The organism is Haloferax namakaokahaiae (assembly GCF_042663225.1).
Taxonomy (GTDB): domain Archaea; phylum Halobacteriota; class Halobacteria; order Halobacteriales; family Haloferacaceae; genus Haloferax; species Haloferax namakaokahaiae.
This window is the reverse complement of record NZ_JBHTAA010000005.1, coordinates 836,829-855,366: the sequence shown is the minus strand read 5'-3', so window position 1 is coordinate 855,366 and position 18,538 is coordinate 836,829. Positions and strand designations below refer to the sequence as shown.

Genomic DNA, 18,538 nt, shown 5'->3' with positions numbered 1-18,538 from the left:
GGCTGCGAGGTTAGTAGAACTCGCGGACGAGGTCCATGGCGTCTTCCGGCGGGGTCGTGTCGATGTCGGCCATGTTCTCGGTGACGCCGAACTTCTCCTCGTAGGACGTCGAGCCTTCGTCTTTGTAGATGACGCCCTCGTACTCCTTCGAGGAGTCGAGAATCTTCGTCTTCGCCGCTTCGTAGTCCGTCGGGTCGTGGTCCGTGTCTGCGAGGTCCACGAGGTTGTCGCGGAAGTAGTCGTAGGTGTCAACGTCGTTGAACGTGACACACGGACTGAACACGTTGACGAAGCCGAAGCCGTCGTGGTCGATTGCCTGCTGGACGATTTCCGCGTGGCGCTTGTGGTCCGTCGCAAAGGACTGCGCGATGAACGTGCCGCCCGCGGCGAGCGAGAGTGCCATCGGGTTGACCGGTGGCTGTTTCGGCCCCTCGGGCGTCGTCGAGGTCTCGAAGTCCTCGCGCGAGGTCGGCGAGGCCTGTCCTTTGGTCAGGCCGTAGATGCGGTTGTCCATGACGATGTACGCCATATCGACGTTGCGGCGAACGGCGTGGATGAAGTGGCCCGCACCGATCGAGTACCCGTCACCGTCACCACCGGCGGCGACGACGGTCAGGTCGGGATTGGCCAACTTGGCGCCGGCGGCGACGGGGAGCGAACGGCCGTGGACGCCGTGGATGGCGTACGCATTCATGTACGTCCCAATCTTGCCGGAACAGCCGATACCGGCCACGAAGAACGTGTTGTCCGGGTCGGTACCGGAGTTGGCGAGTGCTTTCATGATGCCGTTCATCGTCCCGAAGTCCCCACAGCCGGGACACCAGGTCGGTTGTTTGTCTGATTTGAAGTCGGTGAAGCGAACGTTTGAGCTCATGCGGAAGCCTCCTCGGCGATGGTCGCCTTAATTTGTTCTGCGAGTTCGTCGGCCTTGAATCGCACGCCGTTGTACTTGTTGATGCGCTTGACGCGCGTCAGCGTGTCGTGCTCGACGATATCGGCGAACTGACCCGTGGCGTTACACTCGACGACGACGACTTCGTCTGCCGCTTCGATGGCGTCCGAGAGGTCGGGTCGCGGGAAGATGTACGGGACGGAGAGGAACCGAACGTTGACGCCGTCTTCTTCGAGGAACTCCATCGCCTCGATGATTGCGCCCTCGTTCGACCCCCACGAGATGACGAGTTTGTCGGAGTCGCTGTCGCCGAACTCGCGCGGCGAGAAGTCCTCGGCGTCCTTCGCGGTCTGGACTTTGCGGTTGCGCTTATCGACCTGCTCGATGCGCATTCCCTTGTCCTCGGAGCGACGGCCGAGTTCGTCGTGTTCGAGACCGGTGGACATGTGTGCGCCCTGTTCCGTGCCGGGGAAGGCGCGTGGGCTGACACCGTCGTCGGTGATTGCGTGGGGCTGGAAGCGACCCTTGTCGTCCAGCCACTCTTCGATGGAGTCGTCGTCAACGACCTTGCCGCGGTCGATTTCGACTTCGTCCATGTCGAACGTCTCGGGCGAGAACGTCTGTTCGGTGACCGCGAGTGCGAGGTCCGCACCGACGTACACCGGAACCTGATACTTCTCGGCGAGGTTGAACGCCTCGACGGTCTTCCAGAAACACTCCGAAATCGTCGTCGGCGTGACGACGAAGCGTGGAATCTCGCCGTGGCCGCCGTAGAGCATCATGTTCAGGTCGCCCTGTTCTTGCTTCGTCGGCATCCCGGTCGAGGGACCGGAACGCATGACGTCCACGATGACGAGCGGGGTCTCGGAGGTTGCGATGAGACCGAACGTCTCGGTCATCAGGTCGATACCCGGACCGGACGTTGCGGTCATCGAACGCGCACCGGCGCGTGCCGCACCGAGTGCGAGGTTGATCGCGGCGAGTTCGTCCTCCGCCTGGACGACGTGGCCGCCGTAGCGTTCGATACGACCGGTCAGGTACTCCATCACGTTCGTCGCGGGGGTGATGGGGTAGCCGGCGTAGAACCGGCAGCCGGCAGCGAGTGCGCCCATCCCGATTGCCTCGTCACCGTTGAGGAGGACGTAGTCGTTGTCGGTCGTTTCGAGGTCGTAATCGTACTCGTGGTCGTACTCCTCGTTGACGAAGTCGCGCCCTGCACGGGCGGCCTTCTTGTTGTTCTCCACGATTGCTTCGCCCTTGCCGCCGAAGCGTTTCTGGAGTGCGCTGTCGAGGTTTTCGATGGGGAAGTCGGCGACTGCGCAGGCCGCACCGAGTGCGACGACGTTGCGCATGATGGCCCCACCCGCTTCCTCTGCGAGTGCTTTGAGGGGAACGTCCAGCCCAATCATCCCCTCGGGGATTTCGACGTCCGCCATCGTAGAGCGGTCGCCGTCGTAGATGATTACCGAACCCTCGTGCAACTCGTCGAGGTTTTCCTCGATAGTACGCGGGGTGAGTGCGATGAGAACATCGAGACGGTCAACGACACTTTGCACGGGGTCGATGGCTGTTCGGACCTTGTACGCCGTGTAACCGCCGCGGATCCGCGATGCGAAATCCTTGGAGGTGAACACGTGTCGTCCAGCCCGAGACAGTGCCTGAGCGAAAATCTTCCCCGTGGAGTCGATGCCATCGCCAGCCTCGCCACCGATGGCCCAATTGAAGTCCGCAGGCATGCTGAGTGAATCGTACCCATAGCCGGGTGAAAAGCCTTCTGAAAATTTGCGTAATCTACGACTGCGAAACGTGAACGGAATCCGGTAATACGGCCGGTATAACGGCATATTCTGCCGTTGCGTGTTTTTTGATTGAACACACTATTTGCCTGAATTGGACAATCGTCCAGTTATTCATTCCGGCACCATTCTTGGGGAAATTATTGCTCCTTTCCCGGAGGAGGGTGTCGGCAGGTACATACGAGAAAGCAAGGCCCTTGTGACGGAGGGATAAACGGAGTGTATGGACACATCTGTGACTGTCTCCGCAGTCCGCGACGTTGGACCCGACACGGTCGCCATCGAGTTCGAGACGCCCGAGGCCTTCGAGGCCGAACCGGGTCAGTTCGTCAAACTCGGTGCCGAACTGGACGGCGAGTCCTACGCGCGCTTCTACACGCTCTCGTCGCCGAGCGTCACCGAGACGTTCGAAGTGACCGTCGGCATCGACCCCGACGAGGCCGGCCCGTTCAGCCAGCACCTCGAATCGCTCGAAGCGGGCGACGAACTGACGCTCACCGGCCCGTTCGGAAACAGCTACTACGCGGCCGACGAGCGCGTCGTCGTCCTCGCGGGTGGACCCGGTGTCGGTCCCGCCGTCGGTATCGCGGAGGCCGCCATCGCCGACGGAAACGAAGCCGCCGTCGTCTACATCGACGACGCGCCCGCGCACGAGGAGCGACTCGAAGCACTCGCCGAACAAGGGGCCTCTCTCGTCATCACCGACGACGAAGCGGCACTTACAGACGCAGTCGCGGACGCGCTCACCGGCGACGACGGCGAACAGGTGTTCGTCTACGGCTTCGCCTCGTTCGTCGAGGCGGCCGTCGAAGCACTGGAAGCCGCCGGTGGCGACGCCGACGCCGCGAAAGTCGAGAACTTCGGCTGAACTGGACGCTCGTTTTCACACAATCCCAACTTTCACCGGTCCCACGCGGTCGCAACCGCGACACCGACGCTTCCGAAGAGCCACGCGAACAGGCCGACGAGCGCGAGAAGTGGCGACGGCGACGACCCGGATTCGACGGCCAGCGAGAAGACGAGCGTTCGAAACGCCCCGTTCGGACTGAGTGCGACCACGGCGGGGACCGTCTCCAGTCCGAACGTCCCCGAGAGGACGCCCGCGACTGCCGCGGCATCGACGCCGACAGCGAAGACGACGAGCAGGCCGACGGCGAACGCGAGCGCCTGTCGCGTCGTGCGCGCCGCCGCCGAGATGGCCAGCGCAATCGCCGCGGTGGTCAGTGCAAACAGGACAGAGAGGACACCGAATCTGACAAACGCGAGCGGCGAGTCGGCCGCGGTGTTGACCGCGAGAAACGCCGATTCGGGTGGCGACAAGACGAGGACGGCCGCGCCTGCCGCAACGAGCGAGGTACCGACCACGGTGACGAGCGTGAGTCCACGGCCGAGGTAGACGCCGCCGACGTAAGCCAATCGGGAGACGCCGAAGGTCCGGAGTACGTCTATCTCGCCGCGATTCCGGTCGGCGAGGACGACGCGATAGCAGAGTGCGAACGCAAGAAGTGGCAGGAGAAGTTCGACGAACGGCAAGAGGTCGAGGACGAGCGGGACGAATCCACCGCGCGCGCCCGACCCGGCGGCCGCGACGGCGACGATAGTGAGTGTGAACACTCCCGAGAGTGCGACCATCGCGGGCATGCGAGCCATCGTCTGTAACTCGCGGGCGGCCACCGCGAACAGGTCGTCCATCTCGCTCACTGTTCGACCACCTCGTCCGGCGTCCGTCGCGCGTCGGTGGACGCGGGTTCGTCTTCGTCCCCCGAGACGAGCGTCCCGAACGCCATCTGGAGGTCCGGCGCGCCGCTTCGTTCGACTAACTCCCGCGGCGACCCGTCGGCGACGACCCGGCCGTCGGAGAGCACGAGCACTCGGTCGGCGACTCGTTCGACCGGTCCGAGGTTGTGCGACGAGAGGACGACGCTTCGCCCGCTCGACGCGATGTCGGAGACGATAGCGAAGAGGCGTTCGACCATCTCGGGGTCGAGGCCGCTGGCGGGTTCGTCGAGGACGAGAAGCGGCGGGTCGCCGAGGAGTGCTCGGCCGAGTCCCAACAGACGAGTCTGCCCGCCCGAGAGCGTCTCGGTGTGCTGGCCGCGGATCTCGGCGAGGCCGACTTGGTCGAGCGTCTGGTCGATGTCCGCGCCCTCGACGAACTTCGCGTAGAACGCCAGCGTGTCGCGGAGGCAGAACCCGGCGCGGAACTCGGGTTGTTGAGGGAGATAGCCACTCTGTCGTCCCTCTCCGGGCGCGTCTCCGGCGGCCGACTGCGTGACGGTCCCCGAATCGGGCGTTCGGACCCCTGCGAGGAACCGGAGAAGTGTTGACTTCCCCGACCCGTTCGGGCCGACGACGGCGACGGTTTCGCCCGGCTCGACCGACAGCGACACGTCTTCGAGCACTCGCAGGTCGCCGAATCGGTGCGAGACGTTCTCGGCGGCGAGCGTCGGCGTCGAATCATCGAGCGTCGGCGTCGAGGCGTTCGTTCGTGGGTGTCGGTTCTCGTGGTCAGTCATCGGCACGCTCCGTGTACTGTGAGTCGATGCGCGCCGACGTGTTGAGTACTGTGTCCATATCGTCGTGAACAGCTTTCGTTCGCGGGGCGGTATCGACCACGCCCGACCCGCGTAGACCGGCGATTTCGTCTCGGACGCTCCGCAGTGCCTCCATAACGGGCGAGTTCGAGAGCACGAGCGCCGAGGGGTCGCGCGTGAGGTTCGCATCGACCGGGTTCGATGGTTCGAACGCCCGGTCGTAGGTGCCGTCGCCGTCGGCGTCTGCGACGGGGAGTTCGCCCCAGTAGTTGCCCTCGCCACCGACGGTCCACGTCCGCATCGGCCCGAGCGTCGATTCGACCCGCACGTCGTTGCCGACGATGTCGTTGCTAACGACGACGTTGGTCGGGAAGGTGGAACTGCCGCGGACTCCCACGTGGTTGCCGGCGACGACGTTTCGGACGTACACCTGCCGGTCGCCGCTCACGTCCATGCCGTACTCGTTGCGGGCGAACACGTTGTCGGCGACGTAGGTGTCGCTCCCGGCGGGGATGAAGCCGAATTCGGAGTCCCGAACGTCGTTGCCGACGACGAGGTTGCCGACCGGTCTGGTCATGATGATGACGCCGATTTCGTTCTCTCGGACCACGTTGTCGGCGACGAGCGTGTCCGAGGTGTACATCTCGTGGACGCCGTACCGCCCGCTCTCCATGTAGTTGTCGCGGACGACGCTCCCGTCGGCGCGATGGGTGTAGACGCCGTCACGGCCGTCGAGAAACGTGGAGTGCTGGACGACCGATGGCTGGCCGATGAGGACGACGCCCATAAAGCCGTCCGAGGGTTTGTCTGCGCCTTGCACGGTGAGATTCGAGATGCTGGCTCGACTCTCGCGGGCGATGACGCCGCTCGCGGGCGTGTCGATGCGCACGTCTCGAATCGCCGAGTCGTTCGCACCGTCGAGGACGATACCGGCGTCGCCGCGGCCGTAGGCGAGGGTCACTCGCGTGTCCCAATCCACGGACTCGTTGGTCGCTTGGACGCCGCGCGTGCCGACGTCGCCCACGCCCCCAATCGAGAGGTTGCCGACGGCGGCCGACTCGGCGCGGACGTGGACGACGCTGCCGTTTCCGTCGCCGACGAGTTCCGTCTCCTTGCCCGCGCCGAGGAGCGTAATCGAACGATTCAGCTCGACGGTATCGACTTCGTAGGTGCCGGGCGGGACGTAGACAGTCGTGTTCGCCGGTGCGGATTCGACCGCCGCGCGGATGGTTGGCGCGTCGTCGCCGACGACCATCGAGACGGGTCGCGCGAACAGTCGTTCACTCGCAGCGGTGGTCTGGTCGGCCCGCGCGTGGTGCGCCTCGACCGACGATTCGAACGCATCGAGTCGCGCCGAGAGCGGGTTTTCGGCCCGATTTTGGACTTGCTTCCAGCCCACTACCTCGCCGCCGTACTCGTCGGCGAAATCGCGGGCGTCGGCGGGGTCAGAGAACGGAACGACGATTGGTCCGGAGGCGACGCGCGCGCCAGACTCGACGACGAAGACTGCCTCGTCGGCTTCGACCCACCCAGTCGCGCGGTTGTGCTTCGTCCGGAGGTGACCGTCGTCGTCAACGAGGGGTATCACGTGCGCGTAGTCGGTGACGAAGACGGCCAGCGGGTCGCCGAACTGTCGTGCGCTCTCGGGTGATTGGGTGTCGGCGGCGGCGGTCTGGACGTCGTAGTAGCCCATGACGTACCGGTACCGCGAGAAGTGGACCTGCGCGACGGGGACTTCGAACCCGTCGGCTTCGGCCTGTTGGACATCGACTGCGGTCCCGCCGGTCTTGACGGTGTCGTCGAACTCGACGGGCGAAACCGACCCGGCGGCCGGGACGACGAACGAGAGACTGGCGAGGACGACGACGAGCGCGACGACGGCCGTTGCCCACCGCGTCGCAGTCGGAGTCAAGATGACCATCTGCTAATTGTTGGGAGTAGGAACCGAGGAGGTGATAGGTGCGATGGTCTCCGTGTCGAATTCGGGAGAGCTGTCGGTTCGATGAATCGAACGACGAGACAGACCCGAATCCTTAATCATTGTCCATCCGACTTGTGAACTATGTACGACGAGGAGGACCTCGAATCGATTCGTGAGGCCCGCGACGAGTGGGAAGACGAGACCCGCGACCCGCTGCTCGACAAGTACGGCGAGCGGAAAGAGCGCTTTGCGACCGTCTCGAATCACGAGGTAGACGACCTCTACACCCCCGACGACGTTGCGGACCTCGACTACGAGGAGGACCTCGGCTTCCCCGGCGAGGCACCCTACACCCGCGGCGTCTACCCGACGATGTACCGCGGCCGGACGTGGACGATGCGACAGTTCGCTGGCTTCGGGACCGCCGAGGAGACCAACGAGCGTTTCCACTACCTCATCGACAACGGTCAGATGGGTCTCTCGACGGCGTTCGACATGCCGTCGCTCATGGGCAAGGACTCCGACGACCCGCTCTCCGACGGCGAGGTCGGCAAAGAGGGCGTCGCGGTCGATACGCTCCGCGACATGGAGATTCTCTTCGAGGGCATCGACATCGGCGAGGTGACGACCTCCTTTACCATCAACCCGAGCGCGCCGGTCATCTACGCGATGTACGTCGCACTCGCCGACGAACGCGGTGTCTCTCGCAAGCAAATCGGCGGGACGTTCCAGAACGACATGCTCAAAGAGTTCATCGCGCAGAAGGAGTGGGTCATCCCGCCGGAACCCTCGCTGAAACTCGTCACCGACACCGTGGAGTTCGCGGCCCAAGAGACGCCGCGCATCCGGCCAATCTCCATCTCGGGCTACCACATCCGCGAGGCGGGTTCGACGGCCGTGCAGGAACTCGCGTTCACCCTCGCCGACGGCTTCGCGTACGTCGAAGACGCCATCGACCGCGGCCTCGACGTGGACGACTTCGCCCCCCAGCTTTCGTTCTTCTTCAACTCCCACAACTCCATCTTCGAGGAAGTCGCCAAGTTCCGCGCCGCCCGCCGCATCTACTACCACGTCATGTCCGAGTGGTACGGCGCGGAGAAAGACGGGTCGAAACAGCTCAAGTTCCACACGCAGACGGCGGGGCAATCGCTGACCGCGCAACAGCCACTCAACAACATCGTACGCGTGACGATTCAGGCGCTCGCCGGCGTCCTCGGCGGCACCCAGTCGCTCCACACCAACAGCTTCGACGAGGCGCTCGCACTGCCGTCCGAAGAAGCTGTCACGGTCGCACTCCGCACCCAGCAGATTATCGCCGAAGAGTCCGGCGCTGCGGACGTGATGGACCCGCTCGGCGGCAGTTACTTCGTCGAGAAACTGACCGACGAAGTCGAGGCCGAGGCGATGGCCTACATCGAGGAACTCAAAGAACTCGGCGACGGGTCGGTCCGCGACGGCATCCTCGAAGGCATCGACGAGGGCTACTTCCACCGCGAAATCAGCGAAGCCTCCTACGAGTACCAGTCGCGCGTCGAAACCGGCGAAGAGACCGTGGTCGGCGTGAACAAGTACGCGACGGACGAGGACACGCGACCGGACCTACTCCACGTCGCCGACGAGGTGCAGACGCGTCAGCTCGCTCGCTTAGAGGAAGTCAAAGCAGAGCGTGACGACGACGCCGTCGAAGCCGCGCTCGACGAACTCCGCGAGGCCACGAAGAACGGCGAGAACGTCATGCCCGTCCTCGTCGATGCGGTCAAGCAGTACGTGACGATGGGCGAAATCATGGACGTGTTCGCCGAAGAGTACGGCACGTACCGCGAGACCATCGGCGTGATGTAACGGCGAGCAGGCCGGAGCGGGAACCGTCAGACCGCGAGAAGGAACGCCGATTCATCCGCTTTTCTCGGACAGTATTTTTCGGACGAAATCGCCCGTCCCCACTGCCTTACTACATACATTTATCATGCATGATTATACAAGTTAACACGTACTATGGCAGACGGTGACGGAGAACTCGAAGCACGGCTGGTTGAGCAAGAGGAGTTCGAGCCATCGGAGGAGTTCGTCGCGCAAGCGAACGTCTCTGACCCGGCCATCTACGACGAGTTCGAAGAAAACTGGCCCGGCTGCTGGGAGCAGTCGGCCGAAATGTTGGATTGGTATAGTGGGTATAACGAGGTGCTGGACGATTCGAACCCGCCGTTCTACAAGTGGTTCACGGGTGGCAAACTCAACGCCTCCTACAACTGCGTGGACCGACACGTCGAGAACGGTGACAAGAACCGCGTCGCCATCAAGTGGGAAGGCGAACACGGCGAGACGCGGACCTACACCTATCAGGACCTCTACCGCGAGGTGAACGAGTTCGCGTCGGCGCTGCTCGACCTCGGCGTGGGCGAAGACGACATCGTGACGCTCTACATGCCGATGATTCCCGAGTTGCCGATTGCGATGCTGGCCTGTGCCCGCATCGGTGCGCCGCACTCGGTGGTCTTCGGTGGCTTCTCGGCCGACGCACTGGCGACTCGCATGAACGCCGCGGACTCGGAGTACCTCGTCACGTGTGACGGATACTACCGCCGCGGCGACCCCCTCGACCACCTGAAGAAGGCTAACGAGGGCCTCGACGGCGTCGAACACGGCGTCGAAGCGACCGTCGTCGTTGACCGACTGGGTGACGACGGCTTCGGCCACGACCTGCGCGGCAACCAGCACGACTGGGGCGAGTTGATGGACGAGCACGCAGGCGAGCGCGTCGAGCCCGTCGAGCGCGACGCCGAAGACATGCTCTTCTTGATGTACACCTCCGGGACGACCGGTCAACCGAAGGGTGTCAAGCACACCACCGGTGGCTACCTCGCCTACGCGACGTGGTCCTCGCACTCCGTCCTCGACATCAAGAAGGAGGACACCTACTGGTGCTCCGCAGACATCGGCTGGATTACCGGCCACTCGTACATCGTCTACGGGCCGCTCTCGCTCGGCACGACGACGGTGATGTACGAGGGGACGCCCGACTTCCCCAACCGCGCCCGACTGTGGGAGATGATCGAGAAGTACTCGGTCGATATCTTCTACACCGCGCCGACGGCGATTCGCGCGTTCATGAAGTGGGGGTCCCAACACCCCGAGAAGCACGACCTGTCGAGTCTCCGCCTCATGGGGACGGTCGGCGAGCCGATCAACCCGCGCGCGTGGAAGTGGTACTACAAGCACATCGGCGGCGAGGAGTGCCCCGTCGTGGACACGTGGTGGCAGACCGAGACCGGCGGCATGATGATTTCGACGCTGCCGGGAATCAAGAAGATGAAACCCGGTTCTGCCGGCCCGCCGCTCCCCGGAATCGACGCCCAAATCGTCGATACGAAGGGCGAGCAGGTCGATGCCGGCCGCGCTGGCTATCTCACCGTGCAGAAACCGTGGCCGGGGATGCTCCGGACGCTCTACAACAACGACGAGCGCTTCATCGAAGAGTACTGGCAGGAGTACTCCGATACGGACAGCGACGACCCCGACGACTGGGTGTACTTCCCCGAAGACGGAGCCAAAATCGACGACGACGGCTACATCACCATCCTCGGCCGCGTGGACGACGTCATCAACGTCTCCGGCCACCGTCTCGGGACGATGGAGATCGAATCGGCAATCGTCGGCGTCGAAGGCGTCGCAGAGGCGGCCGTCGTCGGTGGCGACCACGAGGTGAAAGGCGAGGCGGTGTACGCCTACGTCATCACCGAAGAGGGCCAGACGGAAGACGACGAGATGCGTGACCGCATCGTCAAGGGTGTCGAGGACGCAATCGGCCCGATTGCCCGGCCCGAACAGGTCATCTTCACTCCCGAACTGCCGAAGACCCGGTCTGGGAAGATTATGCGTCGCCTCTTAGAGGAGATTGCGAACGGCGAGGAGCTCGGCGATACGACGACGCTTCGGAACCCCGAAATCGTCGAAGAGATTCAGCTGAAAGTTACCGGCGAGTAACTCCTCGGCCGCGTTTTTATTGGTGTGCTTCGCTGTGCTCGTCAAGCCACGCATTGAGTGACTCCTCGTCACGGAAGTACAACCGCGAGCGAATGCCGTCTTTTTCGAGGACGACGAGCAGGTGCTTCTCCGAGAGAACTAACTCTTCGCCGCTGTACGTGCAGGGTTCGATTCGCTCGCCCTCCGGTTGCCAGAGGCGATGTGGCGCGACTCGAACGATCGTTTCGCCGTTCCCACCGAGTGACTGACCGACGTAGTCCGAAAAGGACATATCTGCGTACTCGACGCGCACTACCAAGTTATTTTCGTGCATAGATTGGATAGTAATATAGTCTGCTATGCCACATTCACATCCGTATTGACTCTTTCATTGACAACAATTTGCACGGCTGCGCGATGTGGCACCACCCTACACATTTATTCATAATGTTTGTGAACAACTCGGTGTATGGAGAAGCCACTCCTCGTGACGGAATTTCTCGACCGCGCACGCCGGTATTACGGCGACAAAGAGGCGGTCGTTGCAACGACGGGTGAACGATATACCTACGGCGAGTTAGGTGACAGAGCCGATGGGTTCTCGGCGGCCTTACAGGCAAAGGGCGTCGAAAAGGGGGACCGGGTGGCCGTGTTGGACCCGAACACGCACTACCACCTCGAAGCGGCCTACGGGTCGATGCAAATCGGGGCCATCCACATGCCGCTCAACTACCGCCTCGTCCCCGCCGATTTCGAGTACATGCTGAACGACGCGGAGGTCAAAGCGATTTACGCCGACTACGACTTCGCCGAGAAAATCGAGTCGGTGCGAGACGACATCCCGACCGAAATTTTCGTCACCAACGACCCCGAGAAGGTCGATGGTGATTGGCTCGACTTCGACGAGTTCGTCGCCGATTCGACCGAGTACGAGCGCCCGGAGATGCGCGAAGACGAACTCATCACCATCAACTACACGTCGGGGACCACCGGCGACCCCAAAGGCGTCTGTCGGACCCACCGCGCCGAGACGATACACGCGTACCTCATCTCGATGCACCAGCACATCACCGACGACGACGTGTACCTGTGGACGCTGCCGATGTTCCACGTCAACGGGTGGGGACACATCTACGCGATTACGGGTCACGGTGCGAAGCACGTCTGCACTCGCGGCGTCGATGCGCAGGCGGTCGTCGATGCGATTCGAGAAGAGGACGTCTCCTACCTCTGTGCCGCGCCGACGGTGCTCAACATCCTGCAGAAACTGTACCGCGAGAACGACGGGATGGAGATGACCGGCGCGAACCCGGTCCGTGCGGCCACCGCGGGCGCAGCACCGCCCGAAGCGACGATTCGAACGGTCGAAGACACGTTCGGTTGGCACCTCATGCACGTCTACGGGGCGACGGAGACCGGACCGCTCATCACGACGTCCGAGGCGGCACGGTTCCTCGGCGACGGTGACGAGCGTTTCGGCGTCATGAAGAAACAGGGAATCGGCTACCTCGGAACCGACGTGCGCGTCGTTGACGACGACGGTACCGACGTGCCGCGCGACGGGACGAGCATCGGCGAAATCGTCGTCGCCGGCAACCAGGTGATGGACAAGTACTGGAACAAGCCAGAAGCGACCGACGAGGCGTTCAACTCGCGGTTGGAGGGCTACTATCACATGGGTGACCTCGCCACCGTGGACGAAGACGGCTTTATCAGCATCCAGGACCGCAAGAAGGACATCATCATCTCCGGCGGGGAGAATATCTCCAGTATCGAACTCGAAGACACGCTGTTCGACCACGAGAAGGTGGCTGACGTCGCCGTCATTCCGGTCCCGTCGGACGAGTGGGGTGAATCACCGAAAGCGTTCATCGTCCCGACGAGCGGCGACCCTGACAGTCCCGGGACGACTGCCGAGGAACTCATCGAATTCTGTCGAGACAGAATTGCGACATATAAGGTCCCGAAAGAGATCGAGTTCGTCACGGAACTTCCGAAAACCGCGACCGGAAAAATCCAGAAGTACGAACTGCGAGAACAAGAGTGGGAAGGCGAAGACAGGATGGTCGGCCAGGGATAATCGCTCCCTGTCTAACGATTTTTTCATCTACAACCGAGAACGTTTGTTCACGATAGTCAGGAAGTCTCTATGAACCACAAATCCCGGCCAAATTGGCCGAGTGATAGCCTCTCGGTGTCGAATACGGCATAATATGCGTTTTCGATACTATGCCCCATATGTGCGAAAATATAGGTACAATATTAGGGCATATATACATAACTATTATTAATAATGTATCCGGCGACCTAATTATGGCACGGGATAACAAGCCACTTAATCGGCGCGATGTGCTAAAAGCGACTGGTGCTGTGGGCGCAGCAGGGCTTGCTGGTCTAGCTGGCTGTACCGGCGGCGGCGGAGATGACGGCGGCAACGGCGGTGGCGGCGGCGGAGGCGGTGGCGGCAACGGCGGTGACGACTACCCCGCACTGGGTAACTTCCCAATCGAAGGCGACACCGCAACGTTCGGATTCAACGTTCCGCAGTCCGGTCCGTACGCGTCTGAAGGTGAAGACGAACTTCGCGCGTACGAACTCGCGGTCAAGCACCTGAACGAAGGTGGCGGCTGGGTTGACACGCAGTTCGACGACCTCTCGGGAGACGGCGTGCTCGGTTACACCATCGACTACGTGGACGGTGACACCGCGACGGACGCCGACCAGGCACGACAGTCCGCTTCTGGGATGATTCAGCGCGACGGCGTAATCATGATTTCCGGCGGTTCTTCGTCCGCGACTGCAATCGCTGTTCAAGGGCTGTGTCAGAACGAGAAGGTCATGTTCATGGCCTGTCTGACGCACTCGAACGACACGACCGGGAAGGACTGTGTTCGCTACTCCTTCCGTGAGATGTTCAACGCGTACATGACCGGGCAGGCGCTCGCACCTGTGGTGCGCGACGCCTACGGCGAAGGCCTGTCCTTCTACCAACTGTACGCGGACTACAGCTGGGGACAGACCCAACAGGCGTCGATGAATCAGTTCATGACCGACGTCGCGGGTTGGGAAGAAGTCGAATCAGTCGCAACCCCGCTCGGGACGACCGACTACTCCACGTACCTCTCGGAGGCACAGAACTCTGGGGCGGACGTGCTCATTCTCAACCACTACGGTCTCGACGGCGCGAACTCCGTCCAACAGGCCGTTGACGCTGGTATCAACGAGGACATGGAGATTCTCGTTCCGCTGTACAACCGCCCGATGGCAGAGGCCGCAGGCGGCGCTATCGAAGGAATCTACGGAACGGTCGCGTGGGACTCGCAAATCGACAACACGCCGTCCGAAGAGTTCACGCAGGCGTTCCAAGACGAGTACAACCGGACGCCTTCGGGTCCCGCTCAACTCGCGTACGCGCAGACGCTCCAGTACGCCGCCGCAGCAGAGCGTGCGGGAACGTTCTACCCGCCGGAAGTCATCAAGCAACTCGAAGACTACGACTACGACAACATCGGAATGGGCGCAGAGACGATGCGCGGATGCGACCACCAGGCACAGCGGGACGTCCCCGTCGTGCAAGGGCTGCCCGGCTCTGAACAGTCCTCTGGGACGTACTTCGAGATCGTCAACATCACGAGTCGTGACGACCTCGGGTACGCCTGCGACGCTGGTCCTGCGGCTGAGTGTGAACTCGGCCCATACGAGTAATCCACTGCCGCACCACCCTCTTACGATGCACATTTATTATGAAGGAATGACCTGCGTGTAAATGACTCAGTTTAACATACTCATGCCAAACCGCAACACAACTGGAGGACACCGATAATGAGCCTCCTCGCAGACATACTCACAGTCCTCCTCAACGGGCTTCAACAGGGCGCTATCTACGTCCTGCTCGCAGTTGGGCTGTCGATTATCCTCGGAACGCTCAAGTTCGTCAACTTCGCGCACGGCGCGCTCTACCTCGTCGGGACGTACGCGGGACTACTCATCGCACTGAACGTTCCGCTCTCGAACGGGAAGCTCCAAGAGTGGGGCTTTTCGACGTTCGGACTCGACTGGGGCTTTTTCGCCGCGCTACTGCTCGTCCCGATAGTCGTCTTCATCGTCGGTCTCCTGATGGAACGATTCGTCGCACGACCGTTCTACGACCGGCCAGATACGGACCAAATTCTCGTCACGTTCGGGCTCGCAATCGTCGTTCAAGAGCTGTTCCGAGTGCTCTTCGGGAGTAACAGCCTTCCGTTCGAGCAACCAGATCGCATCCTCGCGTTCGGGTCGTTCGCGGGTCTCCCCGTCTCCGGACCGATTGCACTCCCCATCGTCGGCAACTTCCCGCAGTGGCGGTTGTGGGTTATCGGTATCACCGCCGTCCTCGTCCTGCTCGTCTACGCACTGGTCGAGTTCACCGACTTCGGACTCGTCGTCCGCGCAGGCACGCGCGACGCGGAGATGGTGCGCCTTCTCGGTATCAAAATCACGCGCCCCTACATCGTCGTCTTCGGCATCGGTGCCGCACTCGCCGGTATCGCGGGCGTCGTCGGCGGCCCCCTGAACGTCGTCAACCCGACGATTGGGACCAACATCCTCGTTCCGGCGTTCCTCACCGTCGTCATCGGCGGTGTTGGAAGCATCGCCGGCGCGGTGCTCGGTGGAATCGTCTTCGGACTCACGACGGCAGCACTCGTGTCGCTCGCACCCGCGTGGTCGCAGGTCGGACTCTACGCTATCGCGGCAATCGTCCTCCTGCTTCGTCCACAGGGTCTGCTGGGTAACGAGGAGGTGGCGCCATGAGCGAGGAAGAGACGACGACTGGGACGAAAGACCAGTCGGCAGTCGTTGACCTCACGCTGGTCGAACGACTCCAACTGTTCCGTGAGAGAGAGGGCGCTGTCGTCGGACTGACGGCAGTCATCGTCGCGCTCTTCCCGTGGCTGTTCGCGCGCGCACCGTTCATCTCGGACTTCCTGCAGGGCTACCAGAGCCTCGCAACGCTCATCCTCATCTGGGGAATCTTCGCTATCGGTTTCGACTTGCTGCTCGGCTACACCGGGTTGCTGTCGTTCGGTCACGCCGCCTTCTGGGGCGGTGCGGCCTACGCTGCGGGCGTCATCGCCAAGAACGTCTCTGGTGACCCACTCGTGATGGTTCTCTCGGGGACGCTCTTTGCGGTCCTCCTCGCGTGGGTGCTCGGGTTCCTCTCGCTGCGTCGCGGTGGGATTTACTTCTCCATCCTGACACTGGCGTTCGCACAGATGTTCTACTTCATGGCCGCCTCGCCGTTAGCCTTCCTGACGGGAGGTGAGAACGGCCTGACGGGCGTCGATGTTGGGTCGCTCTTCGGGATGATTCATCTCGAAGCGGACCTGCCGTCGGTCCTGGGGACGCTCCTCGGGACTGGGTTGTACGCCTTCGTCGGCGTCTTCTTCGTCGGCGCGGTTGCACTCGCCTACCGCATCCTCAACTCGCCGTACGGCATGGTCTTCCGCGCAATCCGCGAGAACGAACAGCGCGCGGAGTTCGTCGGTCTCAACGTCTGGCGCTACAAGTTGATGGCGTTCATCATCTCTGGTGCGTTCGCAGGCATCGCCGGCAGTCTGTTCACCATCCACGGCTCGTACGTGCCGCTCCAATCGCTGTTCTGGACGGAATCCGGCGACATCGTCGTGATGACGGTGCTCGGTGGTGCGGGGTCGATGTTCGGTCCCGTCCTCGGTGTCGCGGTGTACCTCTACATCGAGAACATCGTCAGCACCGTTCAGGCACTCACGATTCCGTTCACGAGCATCGTGCTCATCAACGACTTCGGCTACTACTGGCACTTGCTCCTGGGCATCGTGTTCGTCGCAGTTGTCTGGTTCGTCCCCGACGGTCTCTGGGGAATCTTAGGACGGATTCGTGACTTCGTTACAGCACGCATCGGAGGCGACAACTAATGGCACTCCTCGAAACCAACAATCTCGTCAAAGAGTTCGGTGGTCTCGTCGCAACTGACGACGTGAACCTCACCGTCGAAGAAGACGAACGCGTCTCGATTATCGGCCCGAACGGGGCCGGCAAATCGACGCTCATCAACCTCATCACCCGCCGACTCGATCCGACGAGCGGCGACATCAAATTCAAAGGTGAGTCGATTATCGGTCTCGACCCGCACGAAGTGGTCCAGCGAGGCGTCTCGAAATCCTTCCAGACGGCGTCGATTTTCCCCGGGCTCACCGTCCGTGAGAATGCGGAAATCGCGTCACTCGCCGCCGAGCGCGGCGCGTTCGGGTTCGAGTTCCTGAAACACCGCGATAGTCTCACAGACGTTCACGAAGTCGCCCGCGACACCCTCGAATCGGTCGGGTTGCTCGGGCAAGCGAACACCGTGGCAGAAGACCTGCCGTACGGTGACAAGCGCCGACTGGAAATCGGGATTGCACTCGCCAGTGAACCCGACCTGTTGCTCATGGACGAGCCGACCGCCGGCATGTCTCCCGAAGAGACGAAATCGACGGTCGATCTCATCGAACGGGTCAAAGAAGAACACGGGCTGACGTTCGTCCTCGTCGAGCACGACATGGAGATCGTCTTCTCCATCTCCGACCGAATCGTCGTCCTCAGCCGGGGTGGCATCATCGCAGAAGGGACCCCGGACGAGATTCGGGGTAACGAGGCCGTCCAAGAGGCCTACCTCGGAGGTGTCGAACTATGAGTCTCCTCGATATCGACACCATCAACGCCTACTACGGCGAGAGCCACATCATCCGCGACCTCTCGATGAGCGTCGAAGAGGGTGAAATCTGTGCGCTGCTCGGCCGCAACGGTGCCGGGAAGACCACGACACTCCGCTGTATCGCCGGTGCGACTCCCCCGGAGATTCGAAGTGGGAGTATCAACTTCAAAGACCAGAACATCACGGGCGTCCCCGCAGAGGACGTCTCCGTGAAGGGTATCTCGCTCGTTCCCGAAGAACGACGAATCTTCCCGAACCTCACGGTGGCAGAGAACCTCCATCTCGCGGAGGTCGTGAACAACAAATCCAACACGTGGGGTCGGTCGCTCTCGTTCGGACACAAGGGCATGTCCACGGAGGAAGTGTACGAACAGTTCCCCCGACTGGACGAACGACAGGACCAGCGCGCGGGGACGCTTTCCGGTGGCGAACAGCAGATGCTCGCCATCGCCCGCTCACTCAAGCAGAACACCGACTTGCTCTTGCTCGACGAACCGTACGAAGGGCTTGCCCCGAAGATCATCGAGGACGTCGAGAACGCAGTCAGGCGCATCAGCGACAACGGCACGACCATCCTCTTGGTCGAGCAGAACGCCGCGGCGGCTATCAAACTCGCCGACAGAGCGTACGTCATCGACCAGGGGCAAATCGTCTTCGACGGAAGCGCAGAAGAATTGCGAGACGATGAAGAGACTCGGCAACGTTACCTCGGTGTATAAT

Annotated in this window: 15 protein-coding genes; 9 read left to right on the top strand and 6 right to left on the bottom strand. The window is 62.1% G+C overall.

The window, feature by feature from the left end; genetic code table 11:
• Positions 1–10: 10 nt before the first annotated feature.
• Both ACFQJC_RS11925 and ACFQJC_RS11920 read right to left on the bottom strand, forming a co-directional pair.
• Positions 11–874, bottom strand: a complete 864-nt coding sequence (locus ACFQJC_RS11925) for a 2-oxoacid:ferredoxin oxidoreductase subunit beta (protein ID WP_390223747.1) — start codon at positions 872–874, stop codon at positions 11–13.
• Positions 871–2,628 (bottom strand): 2-oxoacid:acceptor oxidoreductase subunit alpha, encoded by a 1,758-nt coding sequence (locus ACFQJC_RS11920; RefSeq protein ID WP_390223745.1) that lies wholly within the window; start codon positions 2,626–2,628, stop codon positions 871–873. Before ACFQJC_RS11920 ends, ACFQJC_RS11925 begins: the two co-directional genes overlap by 4 nt.
• A 283-nt stretch (positions 2,629–2,911) precedes the next feature.
• On the opposite strand from ACFQJC_RS11920, the gene ACFQJC_RS11915 reads away from it, so the two are divergent.
• Complete coding sequence (locus tag ACFQJC_RS11915; RefSeq protein ID WP_390223743.1) at positions 2,912–3,556, top strand: FAD-dependent oxidoreductase; 645 nt, start codon at positions 2,912–2,914, stop codon at positions 3,554–3,556.
• A 32-nt stretch (positions 3,557–3,588) separates the two neighbouring features.
• Here the strand turns inward: ACFQJC_RS11915 and ACFQJC_RS11910 are convergent, their stop codons facing one another.
• Genes ACFQJC_RS11910 through ACFQJC_RS11900 form a run of 3 tightly spaced genes read right to left on the bottom strand, consistent with a single transcriptional unit; the run spans position 3,589 to position 7,143 of the window.
• A complete protein-coding gene (locus ACFQJC_RS11910; RefSeq protein WP_390225605.1) occupies positions 3,589–4,380 on the bottom strand; it encodes an ABC transporter permease subunit in 792 nt (263 codons plus the stop codon).
• 5 nt (positions 4,381–4,385) lie between these two features.
• A complete protein-coding gene (locus tag ACFQJC_RS11905) occupies positions 4,386–5,204 on the bottom strand; it encodes an ABC transporter ATP-binding protein (RefSeq protein ID WP_390223741.1) in 819 nt (272 codons plus the stop codon).
• Entirely contained in the window at positions 5,197–7,143 is a 1,947-nt protein-coding gene (locus ACFQJC_RS11900; protein WP_390223739.1) for a NosD domain-containing protein, read from the bottom strand. The genes ACFQJC_RS11905 and ACFQJC_RS11900 overlap by 8 nt, the downstream gene beginning before the upstream one ends.
• 141 nt (positions 7,144–7,284) lie before the next feature.
• Here ACFQJC_RS11900 and ACFQJC_RS11895 point away from each other — a divergent pair, with 141 nt between their 5' ends.
• Positions 7,285–8,985: an acyl-CoA mutase large subunit family protein gene (locus tag ACFQJC_RS11895; RefSeq protein WP_390223737.1), complete on the top strand. Its 1,701-nt coding sequence runs from the start codon at positions 7,285–7,287 to the stop codon at positions 8,983–8,985.
• A gap of 153 nt (positions 8,986–9,138) precedes the next feature.
• The gene (acs, locus tag ACFQJC_RS11890) at positions 9,139–11,127 is read left to right on the top strand and encodes an acetate--CoA ligase (protein ID WP_390223735.1); all 1,989 of its coding nucleotides are present in this window, start codon (positions 9,139–9,141) and stop codon (positions 11,125–11,127) included.
• 16 nt (positions 11,128–11,143) lie between these two features.
• Here acs and ACFQJC_RS11885 read toward each other — a convergent pair whose 3' ends face one another.
• On the bottom strand, positions 11,144–11,398 hold the full coding sequence (locus ACFQJC_RS11885; protein WP_390223733.1) for a hypothetical protein: 255 nt from the start codon (positions 11,396–11,398) through the stop codon (positions 11,144–11,146).
• 177 nt (positions 11,399–11,575) lie between these two features.
• On the opposite strand from ACFQJC_RS11885, the gene ACFQJC_RS11880 reads away from it, so the two are divergent.
• From ACFQJC_RS11880 to ACFQJC_RS11855, 6 genes are all read left to right on the top strand, one after another.
• Positions 11,576–13,186, top strand: coding sequence for a long-chain-fatty-acid--CoA ligase (locus ACFQJC_RS11880; protein WP_390223731.1), 1,611 nt, complete (start codon positions 11,576–11,578; stop codon positions 13,184–13,186).
• A 233-nt stretch (positions 13,187–13,419) separates the two neighbouring features.
• On the top strand, positions 13,420–14,811 hold the full coding sequence (locus tag ACFQJC_RS11875) for a substrate-binding protein (RefSeq protein ID WP_390223729.1): 1,392 nt from the start codon (positions 13,420–13,422) through the stop codon (positions 14,809–14,811).
• 117 nt (positions 14,812–14,928) lie between these two features.
• Positions 14,929–15,897: a branched-chain amino acid ABC transporter permease gene (locus ACFQJC_RS11870; RefSeq protein ID WP_390223727.1), complete on the top strand. Its 969-nt coding sequence runs from the start codon at positions 14,929–14,931 to the stop codon at positions 15,895–15,897.
• A complete protein-coding gene (locus tag ACFQJC_RS11865; protein ID WP_390223725.1) occupies positions 15,894–17,039 on the top strand; it encodes a branched-chain amino acid ABC transporter permease in 1,146 nt (381 codons plus the stop codon). The genes ACFQJC_RS11870 and ACFQJC_RS11865 overlap by 4 nt, the downstream gene beginning before the upstream one ends.
• The gene (locus ACFQJC_RS11860; RefSeq protein ID WP_390223723.1) at positions 17,039–17,797 is read left to right on the top strand and encodes an ABC transporter ATP-binding protein; all 759 of its coding nucleotides are present in this window, start codon (positions 17,039–17,041) and stop codon (positions 17,795–17,797) included. Before ACFQJC_RS11865 ends, ACFQJC_RS11860 begins: the two co-directional genes overlap by 1 nt.
• Complete coding sequence (locus tag ACFQJC_RS11855; protein WP_390223721.1) at positions 17,794–18,537, top strand: ABC transporter ATP-binding protein; 744 nt, start codon at positions 17,794–17,796, stop codon at positions 18,535–18,537. The genes ACFQJC_RS11860 and ACFQJC_RS11855 overlap by 4 nt, the downstream gene beginning before the upstream one ends.
• Position 18,538: the final 1 nt, after the last annotated feature.

Excerpts from the sequence above, each read along its gene's own strand:
- ACFQJC_RS11910 (WP_390225605.1), bottom strand. The coding sequence starts at position 4,380 with ATGGACGACCTGTTCGCGGTGGCCGCCCGCGAGTTACAGACGATGGCT.
- ACFQJC_RS11895 (WP_390223737.1), top strand. The coding sequence starts at position 7,285 with ATGTACGACGAGGAGGACCTCGAATCGATTCGTGAGGCCCGCGACGAG.
- ACFQJC_RS11925 (WP_390223747.1), bottom strand. The coding sequence starts at position 874 with ATGAGCTCAAACGTTCGCTTCACCGACTTCAAATCAGACAAACAACCG.
- ACFQJC_RS11885 (WP_390223733.1), bottom strand. The coding sequence starts at position 11,398 with ATGTCCTTTTCGGACTACGTCGGTCAGTCACTCGGTGGGAACGGCGAA.
- ACFQJC_RS11875 (WP_390223729.1), top strand. The coding sequence starts at position 13,420 with ATGGCACGGGATAACAAGCCACTTAATCGGCGCGATGTGCTAAAAGCG.
- ACFQJC_RS11860 (WP_390223723.1), top strand. The coding sequence starts at position 17,039 with ATGGCACTCCTCGAAACCAACAATCTCGTCAAAGAGTTCGGTGGTCTC.
- ACFQJC_RS11920 (WP_390223745.1), bottom strand. The coding sequence starts at position 2,628 with ATGCCTGCGGACTTCAATTGGGCCATCGGTGGCGAGGCTGGCGATGGC.
- ACFQJC_RS11865 (WP_390223725.1), top strand. The coding sequence starts at position 15,894 with ATGAGCGAGGAAGAGACGACGACTGGGACGAAAGACCAGTCGGCAGTC.
- ACFQJC_RS11915 (WP_390223743.1), top strand. The coding sequence starts at position 2,912 with ATGGACACATCTGTGACTGTCTCCGCAGTCCGCGACGTTGGACCCGAC.
- ACFQJC_RS11855 (WP_390223721.1), top strand. The coding sequence starts at position 17,794 with ATGAGTCTCCTCGATATCGACACCATCAACGCCTACTACGGCGAGAGC.
- acs (WP_390223735.1), top strand. The coding sequence starts at position 9,139 with ATGGCAGACGGTGACGGAGAACTCGAAGCACGGCTGGTTGAGCAAGAG.
- ACFQJC_RS11880 (WP_390223731.1), top strand. The coding sequence starts at position 11,576 with ATGGAGAAGCCACTCCTCGTGACGGAATTTCTCGACCGCGCACGCCGG.
- ACFQJC_RS11905 (WP_390223741.1), bottom strand. The coding sequence starts at position 5,204 with ATGACTGACCACGAGAACCGACACCCACGAACGAACGCCTCGACGCCG.
- ACFQJC_RS11870 (WP_390223727.1), top strand. The coding sequence starts at position 14,929 with ATGAGCCTCCTCGCAGACATACTCACAGTCCTCCTCAACGGGCTTCAA.
- ACFQJC_RS11900 (WP_390223739.1), bottom strand. The coding sequence starts at position 7,143 with ATGGTCATCTTGACTCCGACTGCGACGCGGTGGGCAACGGCCGTCGTC.